Below are 15,769 nucleotides of genomic sequence, written 5' to 3' on the forward strand. Positions count from 1 at the left end.
CATGCGGGCTTGGTGTTGTGTCGCGCTCAGCGTGGTCCTGGGCCTGGCTGGCCTCGGCCAGGGGTGCGTGCTCACCATCGCGGGAGGGGGGTTGGAGGGCCGGTACCTTGCTGGCGTGCCGGACGTGTCCCAGCCGCCTCCCAACCCGCTGGGGTTTCTGTCCGTGGACAACTGGAGCGGTCCCCTGGCCGCCGCGAGCGCGATCGCCTCTCTCGGGGCGACCGTCGGCGGCTGGCCCCGCGGGGTCAGCGGAAACACGGCCCCGGACGCCCTGAGCGCGTACCTGGGGTACTTCATGGCCACAAACGGCCAGGGCAGTCCCGACCGGGCCAACGCTGCCCTCGGCCTGCCCGGGACGATCGTGGACGACCTCGCCTCCGGGATCCGCGAGTTCGCATGGTCAGCCCCTCCGCGCGGATTGTACTGGACCGGACGTCTCCTTAGTCCCTGTCCACCCCAATGGGTCAGCCCTCGGGGCGAACTCATCCCCGAGGGCCGAAACCGTCGCCGTTGCATCCGCAGGCGCACGGTCCTGCGTTGTCTTCTAGGGCTTTAGAGCCACAGCTGGACAAGCGCCCATCCGCCGGCGAACACGGCCACGCCCGTGCTTCGGGCTGGTTCACCGATGTGTTCGTGATCGGGATGCTGATCAGGCCGATGAGCATCAGGCACAACCCAATCGCAATCGGCGCGAATCCCTGAGGGGCCCGCTTGTCCGTAGCCCCGAGGATGACCACGAGGAACAGCATTGTCAAAACCACTTCGGCGATCAGAGCTGCCACGAAGCTGTACCCGCCGGGCGAGTGTTCACCAAAGCCGTTGGAGGCGACGCCCGCCGATACGTTGAAACCAGGCTGGCCGCTGGCGATCAGGTACAAAATGCCTCCCGCTGCGACCGCGCCCACGACCTGGGCCACGATGTAGGGCGGCACATCCTTTCCTGGAAGCGGCGGGCAGCCCATAGGCCAATGGAGACGGCCGGATTGAGGTGGCGTAGGCCATCGTGAGGACGGTCAGGCCGAACGCCAGCGAAACGCCGAGCAGGCCGATGCCTACGTTTGGAAACGCGGCCGCGAGCACGGCACTGCCATAGCCTCCCAAGACCAACCAGAACGTCCCAACGAGCTCCGCCCCGTACTTCCTCACATCTCTCGCATCTCCTCCTGTACTGCCGAAAGTTTGCTCCAACATAGAATCCTGGGTGTTCTTGGTCAAATGGGCAGGTGCTGGGATACGAAGGATTCCTGGCCCTGCTGGGGTTACTCTGGTCCCGAGCCGCGGCCGATTGTGCGGAGGCGACCAGGGCAAGCTTTGGACCTGCGCCCTCGGGTGGCCCACAACGCCCCAGGGCCGACCCTTGGGTCGGCCCTGGGAACGCCGCGCTTCCTCGGCTACACCTTCGGCGGGGGCGGGATGTGGCCGGCCTTCTGGAGGATCTCCACCTCGGCCCGCGCCCGCTTGATCATCGTCTCCGCCTGCCGCTCCAGCTCCGCCTTGGTGAGGACCCGCCGCGCCACCCCCTGCTCGATCGCCTTGAGCCCCACCGCCACCGCCTCGTTCACGAACACGTCGAGGTCCATCATCGAGGGGACGATGTGGTCATCGCGCAGGCCCTTGTCCTCGGCGGCGGCAATCGCCATCTCGTCGGTGATCGTCTTCGCGAACACGTCCAAGGTCCCGCGGAAGATCGCGGGGAACCCGATGGAGTTGTTGATCTGGTTCGGGAAGTCGCTGCGGCCGGTGCCGATGATGGGCGCGCCCGCCTCCTTGGCCTCCCACGGCCAGATCTCCGGGACGGGGTTGGCGCACGCCAGGACGATCGCGTCCTTGGCCATGCGCTTGACCCACTCCGGCTTGATCGTCCCCGGCCCGGGCTTGGAGGCGGCCACGCACACGTCCGTCCCGACGAGCGCCTCCGCGATCCCGCCCGTGCGGCGCTCCGCGTTCGTCCGGTGGGCGTAGTCCCACTTGTAGGGGTTCTCGTCCCTCCCTCGCTCCAGGTCCTCCCGCCCCGGGTGGAGGATCCCCTTGGAGTCCACCATCAGGATGTTCCCGGCGGGGATCCCGTACGTGAGGGCCACGCGCACGAACGCGATGTTCGCCGCGCCCGAGCCGATCACGGCGTAGGTGGCCTTCCTCGGGTCCTTGCCCACCACCTTGAGGGCGTTGAGGACGCCAGCCAGGGTGATCGCCGCCGTTCCCTGCTGGTCGTCGTGCCACACCGGGATATCGAGCTCCTCCCGCAGCCGATCGAGGACGTAGAAGCACTTCGGGCTTGCGATGTCCTCGAGGTTGATCCCCCCGAAGGCCGGGGCGATCCACTTCACGGCCTGGATGATCTCCTCGGGGTCCTTCGTGGCGAGGGTGACCGGGAACGCGTCCACGCCCCGAGGTACTTGAAGAGGAGCCCCTTCCCCTCCATCACGGGCAGGGCGGCCTCGGGGCCGATGTCGCCGAGGCCCAGCACCCGTGTGCCGTCGGACACCACGGCGACCATGTTCCCCTTGTTCGTGTACTGGAACACCTTCTCCGGCGCCTCGGCGATCTCCCGGCACGGCTGGGCCACGCCCGGCGCAGGTTCTCCTCCGGGACCCCCTCCGCGCGAAAGAGGACCCTGGCCTTGCGAATCGCCTTGGGGTGCTGCGGGGGCCCGCTCCGCGGAGATCACCACCTCCAGGCTCCGCGCCGGGGTGCGCATCTTCTCCAGGATCGACACCACGTCCATCCCCGTGCACCCCCCGAGGGCCACGAGGAGGAGCTCCGTGGGCCGGGGGGCGGTGTCCCCTCCCCCCACCTCCGGCCCCGCGTCCATGGCCACGGGGTGGCCCGACGGGCCCACCCCGACAAACCGCATCCCCTTGTCCCACGTCACCTTGGCTTCCATGCCCCGAGGGTACAGGGGCGGTCGTTACTGTTCAACGTTTCAAAGACAGTTGAACTTTGATCGCGCCCTGGTACAATCCCGGCGTGGACCGGGAACTTGGGGAGCTGGCAGAGGCGTTCGCCGCCCTGGGAAGCGAGGAGCGGCTCCGGATCGTGAGCTACCTCCTCGCCCACCGGGGGCCCCACTGCCGGGAGATCGCCCGTTCGCTGGGGATGTCCAGCTCCGCGTTCTCGTACCACCTGCGGACCCTGGAGGAAGCGGGGCTTGTTCTGCGGCGCCGGGAGGGAAGGTGGCACTGCCTGAGCCTGGCCCCAGTGCTGCGGGAGCTCCTTGGGCCCCAGGTCCGCACGAAACTCACGAAGGAGGGAGAACAATGGACAAAGAGCGCGAAGTGATCGTGTACACCACCCCCACCTGCCCGTGGTGCCAGGTGACCAAGCGGTACCTGGAGGGCAAGGGCATCGCCTACACGGAGGTGGACGTATCCGCGGACTACCAGGCGGCGATGGAGCTGGTGCGCAAGACCGGGCAGCAGGGCGTGCCGGTGATCGAGATCGACGGCGAGTTCGTGATCGGGTTCGACAAGGCCCGCCTGGACGCGCTCCTCGCCCAGGGCTAGAGGAGCCGATCGAGGAGGTCCGCGAGGTCCTCCGCCTCCGGTGGGGGCGGCGCCCACGCCACGTGGAGCACGGTCGCTCCTTGGGCGCCAATGGCCTCGGCAAAGGGTTCCAGGCCCAGGTTGATCGCGCGGGGACCGTCCCGCAGGAGAGCGACGAGGTTCGGGTGAAGGTTCATTTCAGCTCCTTGAGCAAGGTGAGCGCGTACCGGGCCGCCTGGGCCTGGGTCGGGAACACCCTCGCCCCGGCCTCCGTCAGGCGCTCCACCTGCTCCCGGTAGTTCTGGGGATCGGCCTCCGCTCCGCACACCGAGGCCACGACGACGAGGTCGCCACCCTCCCGCCGCTTGTGCTCCCGAGCGGCAACGAGCGCAGGGATGAGGTCCCCCACCGGGTCGGGGGACGCGTTGTAGCCCAGCACGAAGTCGAGGAGGAGGGCCGCCACTTCGGGGTCCTCCGCCTCCTGCCGGATCCGCTCTTGGCGGAGGGTGGGGTCGATCATCGGGTGCAGGCGGCCCTCGGTGAAGAACTCGTCCCCCATGTCGAGGAGGGTGTGGCCCTCGCTGCGCCAAGGGGTGGCGAGGGCGTGGTCCGCGGTGAGGGGGGCATTGGACCGGAAGGGGACGCGGGCCACGTGGAAGAGGAGCTGGGCTTGGTAGCAGAAGGTGCCGCCCGCGAAGATCCCCCGGGCGTAGCGCTGTCGGGGGAGAAGGCGGGAGAGGTCGTCCTTGAGCTCAGGCCCGTTCCGGGGCACGGAGAGGAAGGGCGGGACGGGAACCCCGGTGCGACGGAGGGCCGCGGCCACCGCGTCGTCGATCACCGCCACGAGCGGCCCCGGCCAGCCGTTGCGCATTTGCTCCGCCGCAAGCCCCAGAAAGCAGGCGATCACAGGCTTGGTGGCCCTGCGGACCCGCTGGGCGAGCCGGGCCACCGTCCCCACCCCTGGGGGCTTGGACAAGATCACGATGACCTCTGTTGCCGGATCCTCCGCGAGGGCGTCCAGGGCCGTGAGGGTCGTGGTGCCGCCCACGGCGTCGGAGAGGTCCCGTCCCCCTGTGCCCAGGGCGTGGGAGATCCCCGAGCCGGCGCGGTGGACGAGGGTTGTGAACTCCTGGGCCCCCGTGCCCGAGGCGGCGATGAGCCCGATCGGGCCCTGACGGACGGCGTTGGCAAACCCCAGCCCGACCCCGGCCACGATCGCCGTCCCGCAGTCCGGCCCCATCACGAGAAGACCCTTCTCCGCGGCGAGGCGTTTCAGGGCCACCTCCTCCTCCACAGGGACGTTGCTGGAGAAGAGGAACACGCTCAAGCCCTGCTCGAGGGCCGCGCGGGCCTCGGGGACCGCGTGCCGGCCAGGCAGGGAGATGACCGCTAGGTTGGCCTGGGGCAGCTGGGCTACCGCCTCGGCGAGGGTGCGGGGAAGCCCCGCCCCCGCCTCCCCTCCCGCCAGAAGCTCCTCCAGTTTCTCCAGCGCCGCCCGCAGGGGCAGCTCCTCCGCTCCGGCCAGGGCGACGACGAGGTCATCCGGGCCCGCCTCGGCAAGTTCCCCTGCCGGGAACCCCAAGCGCAGGAGGATCTGGATGTTGGCCGGGGTCCCCATCACTGCGGCCGCCTCGGCAACCCCCGGCTCGGCGCGCAGCCTCTGGGTGACCCGCATCAGAAACATCGAGTCGAAGTACCGCCGCTTCTGAACCTGGCAGATCCGGAACACGCCCCTCACCCCACCCGTGCCAGCTCGTGCTTCTCCGCAAACCGCACCAGGGCCTTGCGGAAGCACTCCAGGGGCGCCCGGACCAGCCCCGCCCCGATCTTGGGGTGCCCGGGGTCGCGGTGGGCGATCGCCGTGTCGATGATCGGCGCCGACCCCGACCGCAGCACCTTGCGCACGTCGATCCCCACCGCGATCCCTTGGAAGTCGAGGGCGGGCAGCCGCAGGTCGGGGTGCACGCCCACCGTGATCTCCCGCATCTCGCGGGTGTAGGCCAGCGCCTGGGCCACCGTGCCCCCAACAAGGGACAGGATCCCCGGGGCCCCCCCGAGGACGAACGCGCCCCACCCCACGGTCTCCGTGATCGCCGAGTCCCCCATGTCCAGGCCCGCGTCCTCGGCCTTGTAGCCGGGAAAGAGGAGCCCCTCCACCCGCGGTGCCGGCGCGGTAAACCACTCCCCCTCCAGGGAGCTCACCTGGATCCCAAACTCGAACCCATTGCGCGCCATCGCCGTGACCACGGTGGAGTACGGGATCCCGCGGGCAGGGTCGGCGATCGACTTCGCCGCCGCCATCGCCGGCCCCAGGAAGAACACGGGGTGGTGGACGAGGAGGCGCAACGTGGCGAGGAGCTGCTCCTGGGGGAGCCCGGCCTCGACGAGCGGGACCGCCAGGGCGTTGGCGAGGAGGGCGGAGGCCGCCACCTGGCGGTTGTGGAGCTCGTCGCCCATCTCCAGGGCCCGGGCGATGAGGGGTTTCAGGCTCAGCCCACCGGAGGCCCTCAGCGCCGCCCCCAGCGCGGGGCCAAACAGGTCCCGCCAGCGGCAGAGGATCCCCACCGCCTCGGGGCCGAAGTCCCCGAACTGCTGCCGGTCCTCCACCGGGCGGCAGAAGGCCCGGTTCCCGAACGCCCGGTTCTCGACCACGAACACCGGCAGCGACGGAGAGATCGTCCCCGCCATCGGCCCCACCGCCCGGTGGGGGTGGTTGGGCTCCACTTCCACCTCCCCCGAGGCGAGGAGCTCCTGTGCCTCCTCCGGGGTGCGGGCCCAGCCCTCAAAGAGGGCGACCCCAACGGCCGATCCGCGCTGAGCCCCGCACATCTGGTCCCACCTCACCGGGGGCCCGGAATGCAGGATGCGCTTCTTGCCATCCGCAAACGCCGGGATGACCTCGCCCGCCGGGGCCACGTCCACGAGCACCGGATCGCCGGCGACCATGCGCCGTACCGCCTGTTGGTTGGCCTCCTCAATCCGCCCCTTGATGTCGGTCACGCTCTCCCCTTTCTCACGGACCACACCACCAACGCCGCCCCCAGGAGGGCCCGCCCCGTGCTGTGGCCCACACCCACCAGCTCCTGGGCGGCCCGCCGCGCCGCCGCCCCCTGCCCTGTGGAAAGCGCCCCCGCCAGCCGGTGCAGGGGGGCCGGTCCATGGCCTTGGCTTAGGTCTGCCAGCAAACACCCGCTCAACCGCGTGGTGCGGCCCCGGGCCCACCCCACGAGCTCCTCCCCCTGCCCCGCACCCTCCCCCAGGACCCACAGCGCAAACAAGGCCCCCCCCACGAGGTCGTCCCCCAGCGGGGTGAGCCCGGGTCCGCTCCCGATCCACGTTCGGCCCCACTCCGCAATCCCCGCCCCTTCCCTGGCCGCATCCGCCAGCCCCTCCGCCCACCCCCCATCCCCCGCCTCCCGGAGCGGCTCCAGATCCCGTTGGAGCTCCACGAGAAGGCCGTGGGCCCTCCGCCCAAGGTCCACCGGCGGCGATGGGGGAGGCGGGCTTCTCCAGATCCAGGCCGGATCCAGACGGAGCTCCGGCCGGCGCCCCACCCTGCCCGCGGAGACGGTCACGATCCCCCCGGCCTCCCACGCCGGAACGGCCTCCGCCACCACCCCCCGGCGGTGTAGCGGCCCCGCCGGGCCCTCGACCCACAGGACCTCGCCCCCCACCTCGAGAAACAGGGCACGCGAGGTGCGCCCCAGAACGGACGCCTCCGCTCCTTCGCCGAGGAGCGCCCAGGCCAGCTCGCCCATCACCTGAACCCTCATCCAAGAAAAGGGGGTGCCCCCGGGGGGGCACCCCCGCACCCACTACTTCGGCGAGCCGACGATGCCCTCCGCCAGCCAGTCGAACTTCCCCATGTCCAGGGGACCCCACGCCGTTCCCTCCGGGATCTTGATCTCTCCCGTCTGGTCCTTGATCGGACCGGCAAACGGCTGGAGCTCGCCCGAGACGAGGTTCTCCTTGTACTGGAGGACGGTCTGCTTCACGTCTTCCGGCACCCGCGGCCCGAATTCGCCCAGGGTGAGGAACCCTGCCTCCAACCCCCGGCGGATGTGTCCGCTCACGAACTCGCCCGCCAGAACCTGCTGGGCCACCTCGACGAAGAAGTCCCCCCAGGTCAGGCCAAGGCCGGTGATCCACGCGGTGGGCGCGAACTGCTGCACCGCCAGGGACGGGTAGCCCACGAAGAACTTCCCGGCTGCCTCCACCGTTTGGGCGACCGCGATCGGGGAGTCGAGGTGGGAGCCGATCACGTCGCAACCCTGCTGGAGGAGGGCCTGCGTGGCGGCCACTTCCTTCGCCCGATCGAGCCACGCCCCGGTGACCACGAACACGGTGGTGACGCCTGGGTTCACCGCCCGGGCGCCGAGGTGGAACGCGTTGCAGTTCCCAAGCACGTAGGCGTTGGGCATCCCGCCGATGAACCCGAGCTTGTTCGTCTGGGTCATGAGCCCGGCCGCGACCCCAAGCACGTAGTACGCGAACTGAACGTTGCTGAAGTAGGTTCCAAAGTTGGGGGCGAGCATGTAGCCGCCAGGGTGCATGAACTGCACGTCCGGGTACCGCTTGGCCAGGTTGAGCGCCGGGAACATGTAGCCGAACCCCGCCGGGAACAGGAGCTTGGCCCCCTGGAGGATCATGTTCTCCAGCACCGCCTCCGCCTCCCCTTCGGGAACGTTTTCCGCAAACAGGATCTGGACGCAGGGCATCTCTTCCTTGAGGGCCATCAGGGCGTCGTACTGCGACTGGTTGTACCCTGCGTCGTCCTTCGTCCCGCCGATGATCATCCCCACCGTGAGGCAGGGCTCTGCCAGGGCCCCCAGGCCCACCACCGCCACCGCCAGCATTGCCACCAGTGCACGTTTCATCTCCGATCCCCTCCTCAAGTTCGCTTTCAGAGTTCCCTCTCCTTCCTCAGTCCCGCTGGGTTTTGCCCGGCTCTCACCCCCTATTCGCTTCCGAAGTACACCCGGCCCAAGCTCGCCGGGGCCACGTGGCGCACCCCCCGGCCCCAGACGAGGAGCACAAGGAGGGTCAAGGCGTACGGGATCATGTCCAAGATGAACGCCGAGATCCCGATCCCCTGGGCCTGGAGCTGGAGCTGGAGCACCACTGCTCCCCCGAAGATGAGGGCGCCCACCACCGCCCGGAGGGGATTCCACCGGGAGAAGATCACGAGCGCAATGGCGATGAACCCGCGCCCGGCCGTCATCCCCTCGCTCCAGGTGCCCGTGATCCCCACCGCGAGGTGGGCCCCGCCCACCGCCGCCAGAAGCCCCGCCAGGGCGGCGGCCGCGTACCGCACGCGGGATGGCGAAACGCCAGCCGCGTAGGCCGACGCCGGGCTCTCCCCCACCGCCCGCACCCGCAGCCCCCAGCGGGTTCGGTACAAGGTGAACCACATGAGCGGTGCCAAGAGGAACGCCAGGTACACGAGAAGGTCGTAGCGGAACGTGAGGGACTGGGGGCCGAGGAGCGGGTACTTCGGGAGGGACGGGGCCATCTGCCCCACGTAGGGCTTCCCGATGAGGGCCGACAGCCCGATCCCGAAGAACATGAGGGCCAGCCCTGCCGCGAGCTGGTGGGCGCTCCGGTGCACGACGAGCCACGCGTACACGAGGTTCGCCGCCAGCCCGGTGGCCCCCGCGGCCAGGACCCCCACCCAGGCGTCCCCCGCCAGGCGCGACACGGCAAAGCTCACCGCCCCCCCCAGAAGCATCAGCCCCTCCAGACCCAGGTTGACCATGCCCGTGCGCTGCTCCACCACCTCACCCACCGTGGGATAGAGGATGGGAGCGGCATAGAGCAAGGTCCCGGACAGCCACGACAGGAGCCAGCTCATCGCCTCACCCCCTTCCCCAGGGGCTTGGCTAGGACGGTGAACAGGATGAGGGCCATGAGCACGTTGACCGCCGCGAAGGGGAGCTGTTGCGTGATCTGGAGCGTGAACCCGCTCGCGGCGATCAGGGCCATCAAGAATGCCATGAGGAGAATGCCCACGGGGTTGGCAAAGGCGAGCCAGTTCACGAGGAACCCCATGAACCCGTAGCCGGGGGAGATGGCCAACTTCAGTCGGCTGTGGATCGCGGCGACCTCGGCAATCCCCGCCAGCCCCGCCAATGCCCCCCCCAGCGCCATGGCGGCGACCATCCATCCCCCCACGGACAGGCCCAGGCGCCGGGCTGCCTCCGGGTTCCCCCCCACGGTCTTCAGTTCCAGGCCCCACCGGGTCCGGGCCACGCCGTACCCGTACAGGAGGAGGGCCGCCAGCCCCAAGGCGAACCCCAGGTGCAGCCGGGTCCCCCCCACGAGGATCGGGAACCGCGCGGCGGGGGGAATCTCCGCGGTCTGGGGGTAGATGGCGAACTCCGCTGCCCGCCACGGCCCGAACACGAAGTACCCCACGATGAGGGGGGCAACGTAGTTCAGGAGGAGGGTGGTGATCGTCTCGTTCATCCAGCCCCGGGCGCGCAGCACCCCCGGCACGAGCCCCCACGCCGCCCCACCGGCCATTCCCGCCAGGATCACCACGGGCAGGAGGACGGGCCGGGGGAGTCCGCCCAGGTTCAGGGCGGCCCAGGTGCCGACGAGGGCCCCAACCATGAACTGCCCCTCCGCCCCCACGTTGATCAGCCCAGCCCGGAACGGGATCGCCACCCCCAGCGCGGTGAGGAGAAGGGGGCTCATCCGCACCAGGACCTCCGCGAGGCCCCGCGGGTTCTGGAGGTTGATGCGCACGATGTCTTGGTAGGCGCGGACGGGGTCCTTTCCCTGGAGCAGGAGGAACAGGCTGAACACCCCAACGATCACCCCCACCATGACGAGGAGCCTCAGAACAGACCAGCTCAGCCGGGCGTTGAGCCAGCTAGGCATGGGCCACCCCCGCCCCGGTCATCGCCCGGCCCACCTCGACCAGGCTCGCCTCCTCCGGGGAGAACTCGCCCACGATGCGCCCCCGGAACATCACCACCACGCGATCGCACACGGTGAACAGCTCACTCAGGTCCTCGGAAATGAGGAGCACCCCCTTGCCTTGGTCCTTCGCCGCCAGAAACGCCTGACGGACGGCGTTGGCGCTTCGCACGTCCAACCCCCGGGTGGGGTACAGCCCCACCACCAGGTGGAAGGAGCGCCCCAGCTCCCGGGCCAGGACCAGCCGCTGGAGGTTCCCTCCGGAGAGGTTCGCGGCGCGGGCCCTGTCCGGGAGGGGGTCAATCCCCAAGCGGGAAAAGCCCTCCTGGAGGAACCCCCGGGCCCTCGACCAATCCAGGCTCAACCCTCCCCAGCGGCTGAACTGCCTCGGGTCCATGAGGACGAGGTTCTCCAGGGTCGAGAACCACGGGACGACCGCCATGGCCAGCGGGTCCTCGGGGATGAACGCCAACCCCCGGCGCACAAGCCTCCCGGTGGGCCACCCGGTGACGTCCCGGCCCAGGAACAGCTTCCGCCCGTGGGTGATGCGGACCAGACCGAGGATCGCGTCCCCCAGCTCCCGCTGCCCGTTCCCCGACACCCCGGCCACGCCCACGATCTCCCCCGCCCGCACGGAAAGGTTCACCCCGTCCAGGGCGGGGGCCATGCCCACCGGCCACGTGCTCACACCCCGCAGCTCGAGGATCGCCTCCCCAGGGGGCGGCCCGCCCCCGCGACGCGTCACGTCGGCAAGGCGCTCCCCAAACATCAGGTTCACCAGGCCCTCCTCGGTGACGTCGGCCGCGGGAACCGTGTCCACCACCCGCCCCCGCCGCATCACGGTGATCCGGTCCGCGCACGCCCGGGCCTCGCGGAGCTTGTGGGTGATGAAGATCAGCGCATACCCCCCCTCGCGCAGGCTGGCGAACGTCCTGAACAGGGCCTCGACCTCATGGGGCACGAGGACCTTCGTGGGTTCATCGAACACCAGGACCCGTGCCTGGGAGAGGAGGAGCTTGAGGAGCTCGACCCGCTGCTGCTGGCCCACGGACAGCTGCCAGACCGGGACATCGGGGTCGAGCTCAAGGTGGTAGCGGCGGCTCGCCTCGACGACCGCCCGGCGCAGCCGGCGGGGGGGGAGCACCGCCGGGACCCTGGTCATGAACAGGGCCACGTTCTCGGCCACGGTGAGGGCCGGAAGAAGCGTGAACCCCTGGAACACCATGCCGATCCCCAGCCGCCGGGCATCGCGGGGCGAACGGATGGACACGGGCTGCTCGTCCAGGAACACCGACCCGGAGTCCGCCCGGTAGAAACCGTACAGGATCTTGACCAGGGTGCTCTTGCCCGCCCCGTTCTCCCCCAGAAGCCCGTGGACCTCCCCTGGGTAGACCTCGAGGCTCACCCCGTCGTTGGCTACCACGCCGGGAAACCTCTTCGTGATCTGGGACAGCCGCACAACCGGCCGCCGGTCGGTCATCGCCCCCCCTTGGGACACGGCGATTCTCCTGGCACGAACACCCCTGCCCCAGGGCACAGGGGCGACAAGCCTCCCCAAACCACCTTGTCACTTAGTGACAACCTCGGGGAAGGCCAGGGGGAGCAGGTGGAGGGAGATCTCGAGGGCGAGGCGGGTGGAAGGATCTTCAAGGGCGGGGCCGAGGAGCTCCTGGAGGCGGCGCAGCCGGTACCGGGCGGTGTTGTAGTGGATGCCCAGGGCGTGGGCGGTCTGGCGGAGGTTCTGCCCATGTTCGAGGTACGCGCGCAGAGTGCCCAAAAGGGCAGCGGACCGCTTCGCGCGCAGAACCGGCCCCAGGGACTCCCGACAGAAGCTGGCCAGGTCCTCCCGGGACTGCACCCCGGACAGGAGGCGGAACAGGCCCAGCTCCTCGTAGCAAGTCACCGTCCCCTTCCCCTTCGGCTGGACGAGCCTCCCCAGCTCGAGGCTTTGCATCGCAGCCCGGTAGCCTTCGGCGAACCCCTCCACCGTCGTGGTCAACGGTCCTACCCCCATGGACACGGAGTGGGGAGGGTTCTCGGTCCCCACGCGCTGGCATACCTCCCGCAGGGCCTGCGCGATCGCCGCCCGGTCGGTGCGGAGCCCGCCCACCGGGAACAAGGCCACCAGCCGCGTCCCCAGGCGCCAGAACACGGCCCTGGGGTTCAGGGTGCGGACGTACCGGCGCGCCAGGTGCAGACTCGTGTCAATCGCGCTCCGGCTGCGGTCCTCCCCGTGCGCGAGCACCTCTCCCAGGGGAAGGTCCGGGGCGGCCACCACCACGTAGAACGGCGGGTCCAGGGAGAGGCCCATCTGGCGCGCCAGGTTCACGGCCCGGGCCCCGGCCCCCGGGGCAAGCAGCGCCTCGAGGACCTCGTGTTGGAACTGCTGCTCCACCTGGCTCAGGGCCCGCAGCTCCATCATCTTGAGGGCCGCCACGGTGGCCCCATGGTCCAGGGCCACCCGCACGGCGTAGGGGACCGAGGGGGAAAGGGCCCCTCCCACCAGGATGTAGCCAAGGGCCATCGTGCTGGCGTGGATCGGATGGGCCACGATGGTCTGCCTCCCCCGGGGCCCAGCGACCTCCCACACCTCCGCCCCCTCCCACCCCAGCTCCGCCGGTGCCGCAGGGGGGAGATCCTCCCGCAAGTACAGGTCCCCCGACGGGTCGCGCACGAGGATCTCCCCCTCCCCAAACGGGGCGCTCTGCCCAAGCACGCGCCGAAACCGGTCGATCACCGCCACGGGGTGACCCACGGCCTCCGCGATGAGGCGGGCGATCTCCGCGAAGCTCCCCCCACGCAGCACGAGGTCCAGGAACCGGCGCAGAAGGGACTCCGACTGCCGCAGCTCACTCGCCTGGATGTGGAGGATGCGGCTCGTGAGGGGCTGGATGATGTCGATGAACGAGACCTTGGGGGGCAGCTCGATGAGGGGGAAGTCAAGGCGGTCCGCAACCTCGATCATCTCGGGGGGAATGCGATCCACGTAGCTTCCGGGGGTGATGGCAAGGCCCACCAGGCCCTTGGCGGCCAGCTGGGGGACGAGCTCCGCCAGCGCTTCGGGGTTGTCCCGCAGGGGGTACAGCGTGGTGACGAGGAGCTCGCCGGGACGGACCCACTCCAGGATGTCCGGCACCTCCATCACGTTCACCGACTCCACGACCCGGTCCAGACCCCCCTCGCCGGCGAGGACCCTCGCCCGGCGCAGGGGTTCGGCGAGTTGGAGACCTTCGCGGAGCGTGAGCATCGGTGAAGGGGGTAGAGGCGAGCGGGATCGAACCGCCGACCTTCGGCTTGCAAAGCCGACGCTCTCCCAAGCTGAGCTACGCCCCCAGTCCGTTTCGGACGGGAACCCGAAACGGCGCTGGGTTATACAGAGGCGCGGGGGGGGTGTCAAGGCCCGACAAGGGGCTTTGCGCTCCGCTTGCCCCATGGCTATAGTCGAAACGGCCGATGGACGACTCGCTCGATGTCGTGGTCCTGGCGGCGGGGAAGGGGACGCGGATGCGCTCCCGCCGCCCCAAGGTCCTCCACCCCCTGGCCGGGCTCCCCCTCCTGGAACACGTCCTGCGCGCGGCGTTCTCCCTCTGCCCCCGGCGCGTGGTGGTCGTCGTCGGCCACGGGGCAGACGAGGTGCGGGAGGCGTTCTCCGCGCGGGGAGTGAGGTTCGTGGACCAGGGAGAGCCCCGCGGCACCGGCCACGCAGTCCTCTCCGCCCAGGCGGAGGTGAGCGCCCAGAGGTTCCTCGTCCTCCCGGGGGACGTCCCCCTTGTCCCCCCGGAGGCCCTGCGGGCGCTCCTCCGCTGCCACCGGGAGCGGCGAGCCACGGTCTCGCTCCTCACGGCGAGTCCCCCTGACCCGGGCCCGTACGGCCGAGTGGTCCGCACGGAGGACGGAAGGCCCGTGCGGGTCGTCGAGGCCGCGGATGCAAGCCCGGCGGAGCTTTCGGTCGGGGAGGTGAACTCCGGGATCTGGTGCCTGGAGAACGTCCCGGACCTGTGGCGGGCGCTGGCCGCCCTGTCCACCGCCAACGCCAAGGGCGAGCTCTACCTCACCGACCTCGTGGCCCACTTCGCCCCGGCCGGGAGGGCCGCGGCCCTCCGTTGGCCCTGCCCCGACGACCTGCGGGCGAGGACACGGTCCTCCTCCCCGGGACCCACCTCCTGGGCCGGACCGCGCTCGGGCGGGAGTGCACGGTCGGCCCGGGGGCGTTCATCGGGACCAACGCTTCCCTCGTCGCCCCGATCCACATCGGGGAGGGCGAGGTGGTGGGCAGCCACGGCCAGGGAATGCCGGACCACGCTCGCGGGCACACCGTGTTCGGCCAGAAGCTCCAAGCATGTGTGGAGATCCGGCAGGCGCAGATCCGAAAGCGCGGCGGGCAGGGTGGCCATGTCCCGGATCTCGGCGTCGTGCAGCGGATGAACGCACGGGCACGGATCGCCGGAGGGGTTGAACCAAATCGCCCAGAGTCCGGCCTGCTTGGCCCCGGCGACGTCGGTGGCCTACCCGTCACCGACCATTGCCGCCTCGGCCGGAGGGCAGTTGAGCCGCGCGAGCACGGCGTGGAAGAACGCGGGGTCGGGCTTCGCTGCCCCGAGGTCGCGGGCGGTGACCACAACGTCGAGGTAGCGGTCCAGATGAACGCGGGCCAGGGCCTGGCGAACCATCCCTGGGAGTTCCCGCATCACCGTGCCCCCCCAGTCGAAGCACACCGCGTGGACGACGTTTGTTCGCGATCCGTTCAACGTTGGTCCTCCGGGCGGCGAGTGTATCCCCCGCTCGCCCAACCATGGGTTTGCGCAAAGGAGAACTCCGGCGACGGAACCGGGCCTTGGCCTCCGGGCTCATCTTCTCCGTGGCGTAATCGCCACCGGCACCGCCCGCCTATACTTGGCCGGCGACGTGCGCCAGTCGCCCATCACCCCGTACGGGTCGTGCCCTTCCTTGAAGTAGCGGGCGGCGACCTGCGGGTCGGCGTGGGCAGCGCAGAACGCGTGGATCTCGGCGAGGAGCTCCTCCAATGCTGCACGGTTGGTCACGTCTTTTCCCCGATGTAGTACCGCATGATGGGCCGGATCGGCGACCATCGGTGGACCTCGACGAACCCGGCCCCCTGGAACGTGGCCGCCGGGCTGGTGAACACAAACGCCCCGGGCAGCCCAGCCTTGTCCATCGGGTATCCCTCCACGATCCGCGCCCCGCGGGACGCGGCCAACGCCACTGCCGCCTTGAGGAGAGGCACCGTGATCCCCGGCGCCGGAACTGCTTGGCCACAAAGAAGCACACCACCGACCACACCGGCTGATCGTCCACCCGCTTCAGGGTCCGGGCCCGGTCCAGGGCCGGGTACCGCTCCCGTGGTC

The 15,769-nt window shown here is 70.1% G+C and carries 18 protein-coding genes, 1 tRNA gene and 1 pseudogene; 4 read left to right on the plus strand and 16 right to left on the minus strand.

Annotated elements, in window-relative coordinates; translation table 11 throughout:
• Position 1 precedes the first annotated feature (1 nt).
• A complete protein-coding gene (locus tag NUV94_03505; protein ID MCR4391850.1) occupies positions 2-556 on the plus strand; it encodes a hypothetical protein in 555 nt (184 codons plus the stop codon).
• On the opposite strand, the pseudogene aqpZ reads toward NUV94_03505, so the two are convergent.
• From aqpZ to NUV94_03520, 3 genes and pseudogenes are all read right to left on the minus strand, one after another.
• Positions 556-1,146 (minus strand): annotated as a pseudogene (aqpZ, locus tag NUV94_03510) (aquaporin Z). The gene NUV94_03505 and the pseudogene aqpZ sit on opposite strands and share 1 nt — an antisense overlap.
• Positions 1,147-1,391: 245 nt before the next feature.
• Positions 1,392-2,384 (minus strand): malate dehydrogenase, encoded by a 993-nt coding sequence (locus NUV94_03515; protein ID MCR4391851.1) that lies wholly within the window; start codon positions 2,382-2,384, stop codon positions 1,392-1,394.
• Positions 2,324-2,884, minus strand: coding sequence for an OsmC family protein (locus NUV94_03520; GenBank protein MCR4391852.1), 561 nt, complete (start codon positions 2,882-2,884; stop codon positions 2,324-2,326). Before NUV94_03520 ends, NUV94_03515 begins: the two co-directional genes overlap by 61 nt.
• 83 nt (positions 2,885-2,967) lie before the next feature.
• On the opposite strand from NUV94_03520, the gene NUV94_03525 reads away from it, so the two are divergent.
• Positions 2,968-3,279: a metalloregulator ArsR/SmtB family transcription factor gene (locus tag NUV94_03525; protein ID MCR4391853.1), complete on the plus strand. Its 312-nt coding sequence runs from the start codon at positions 2,968-2,970 to the stop codon at positions 3,277-3,279.
• Positions 3,258-3,503 (plus strand): glutathione S-transferase N-terminal domain-containing protein, encoded by a 246-nt coding sequence (locus tag NUV94_03530; protein ID MCR4391854.1) that lies wholly within the window; start codon positions 3,258-3,260, stop codon positions 3,501-3,503. The genes NUV94_03525 and NUV94_03530 overlap by 22 nt, the downstream gene beginning before the upstream one ends.
• Here NUV94_03530 and NUV94_03535 read toward each other — a convergent pair.
• The 10 genes from NUV94_03535 to NUV94_03580 form a co-directional block, all read right to left on the minus strand.
• Positions 3,500-3,679, minus strand: coding sequence for a hypothetical protein (locus NUV94_03535; GenBank protein ID MCR4391855.1), 180 nt, complete (start codon positions 3,677-3,679; stop codon positions 3,500-3,502). The genes NUV94_03530 and NUV94_03535 overlap by 4 nt on opposite strands.
• Entirely contained in the window at positions 3,676-5,220 is a 1,545-nt protein-coding gene (gene fdrA / locus NUV94_03540) for an acyl-CoA synthetase FdrA (GenBank protein MCR4391856.1), read from the minus strand. The genes NUV94_03535 and fdrA overlap by 4 nt, the downstream gene beginning before the upstream one ends.
• On the minus strand, positions 5,217-6,482 hold the full coding sequence (locus NUV94_03545) for a DUF1116 domain-containing protein (protein MCR4391857.1): 1,266 nt from the start codon (positions 6,480-6,482) through the stop codon (positions 5,217-5,219). Before NUV94_03545 ends, fdrA begins: the two co-directional genes overlap by 4 nt.
• Entirely contained in the window at positions 6,479-7,240 is a 762-nt protein-coding gene (locus NUV94_03550; protein ID MCR4391858.1) for a DUF2877 domain-containing protein, read from the minus strand. The genes NUV94_03545 and NUV94_03550 overlap by 4 nt, the downstream gene beginning before the upstream one ends.
• Positions 7,241-7,297: 57 nt before the next feature.
• Positions 7,298-8,359, minus strand: a complete 1,062-nt coding sequence (locus NUV94_03555; GenBank protein ID MCR4391859.1) for a BMP family ABC transporter substrate-binding protein — start codon at positions 8,357-8,359, stop codon at positions 7,298-7,300.
• A gap of 80 nt (positions 8,360-8,439) precedes the next feature.
• Positions 8,440-9,333 (minus strand): ABC transporter permease, encoded by an 894-nt coding sequence (locus tag NUV94_03560; protein MCR4391860.1) that lies wholly within the window; start codon positions 9,331-9,333, stop codon positions 8,440-8,442.
• A complete protein-coding gene (locus tag NUV94_03565) occupies positions 9,330-10,364 on the minus strand; it encodes an ABC transporter permease (protein ID MCR4391861.1) in 1,035 nt (344 codons plus the stop codon). Before NUV94_03565 ends, NUV94_03560 begins: the two co-directional genes overlap by 4 nt.
• Complete coding sequence (locus tag NUV94_03570) at positions 10,357-11,883, minus strand: ABC transporter ATP-binding protein (protein MCR4391862.1); 1,527 nt, start codon at positions 11,881-11,883, stop codon at positions 10,357-10,359. Before NUV94_03570 ends, NUV94_03565 begins: the two co-directional genes overlap by 8 nt.
• Positions 11,884-11,970: 87 nt before the next feature.
• The gene (locus NUV94_03575; GenBank protein MCR4391863.1) at positions 11,971-13,650 is read right to left on the minus strand and encodes a PucR family transcriptional regulator ligand-binding domain-containing protein; all 1,680 of its coding nucleotides are present in this window, start codon (positions 13,648-13,650) and stop codon (positions 11,971-11,973) included.
• A 12-nt stretch (positions 13,651-13,662) separates the two neighbouring features.
• Positions 13,663-13,736, minus strand: a tRNA-Ala gene (locus NUV94_03580).
• A 120-nt stretch (positions 13,737-13,856) separates the two neighbouring features.
• Here NUV94_03580 and NUV94_03585 point away from each other — a divergent pair.
• Positions 13,857-14,828 carry an NTP transferase domain-containing protein gene (locus tag NUV94_03585; GenBank protein ID MCR4391864.1) on the plus strand — a complete coding sequence of 324 codons (972 nt, stop codon included), beginning with the start codon at positions 13,857-13,859 and terminating at the stop codon, positions 14,826-14,828.
• A gap of 80 nt (positions 14,829-14,908) precedes the next feature.
• On the opposite strand, the gene NUV94_03590 is transcribed toward NUV94_03585, so the two are convergent.
• From NUV94_03590 to NUV94_03600, 3 genes are all read right to left on the minus strand, one after another.
• Positions 14,909-15,151 carry an HAD family hydrolase gene (locus tag NUV94_03590; GenBank protein MCR4391865.1) on the minus strand — a complete coding sequence of 81 codons (243 nt, stop codon included), beginning with the start codon at positions 15,149-15,151 and terminating at the stop codon, positions 14,909-14,911.
• A 99-nt stretch (positions 15,152-15,250) separates the two neighbouring features.
• Positions 15,251-15,445, minus strand: a complete 195-nt coding sequence (locus NUV94_03595; protein MCR4391866.1) for a hypothetical protein — start codon at positions 15,443-15,445, stop codon at positions 15,251-15,253.
• Positions 15,442-15,702, minus strand: coding sequence for a hypothetical protein (locus NUV94_03600; GenBank protein ID MCR4391867.1), 261 nt, complete (start codon positions 15,700-15,702; stop codon positions 15,442-15,444). Before NUV94_03600 ends, NUV94_03595 begins: the two co-directional genes overlap by 4 nt.
• Positions 15,703-15,769: the final 67 nt, after the last annotated feature.

Source organism: Candidatus Acetothermia bacterium, assembly GCA_024653305.1.
In the GTDB taxonomy this organism is placed as follows: Bacteria; Bipolaricaulota; Bipolaricaulia; order Bipolaricaulales; family Bipolaricaulaceae; genus JACIWI01.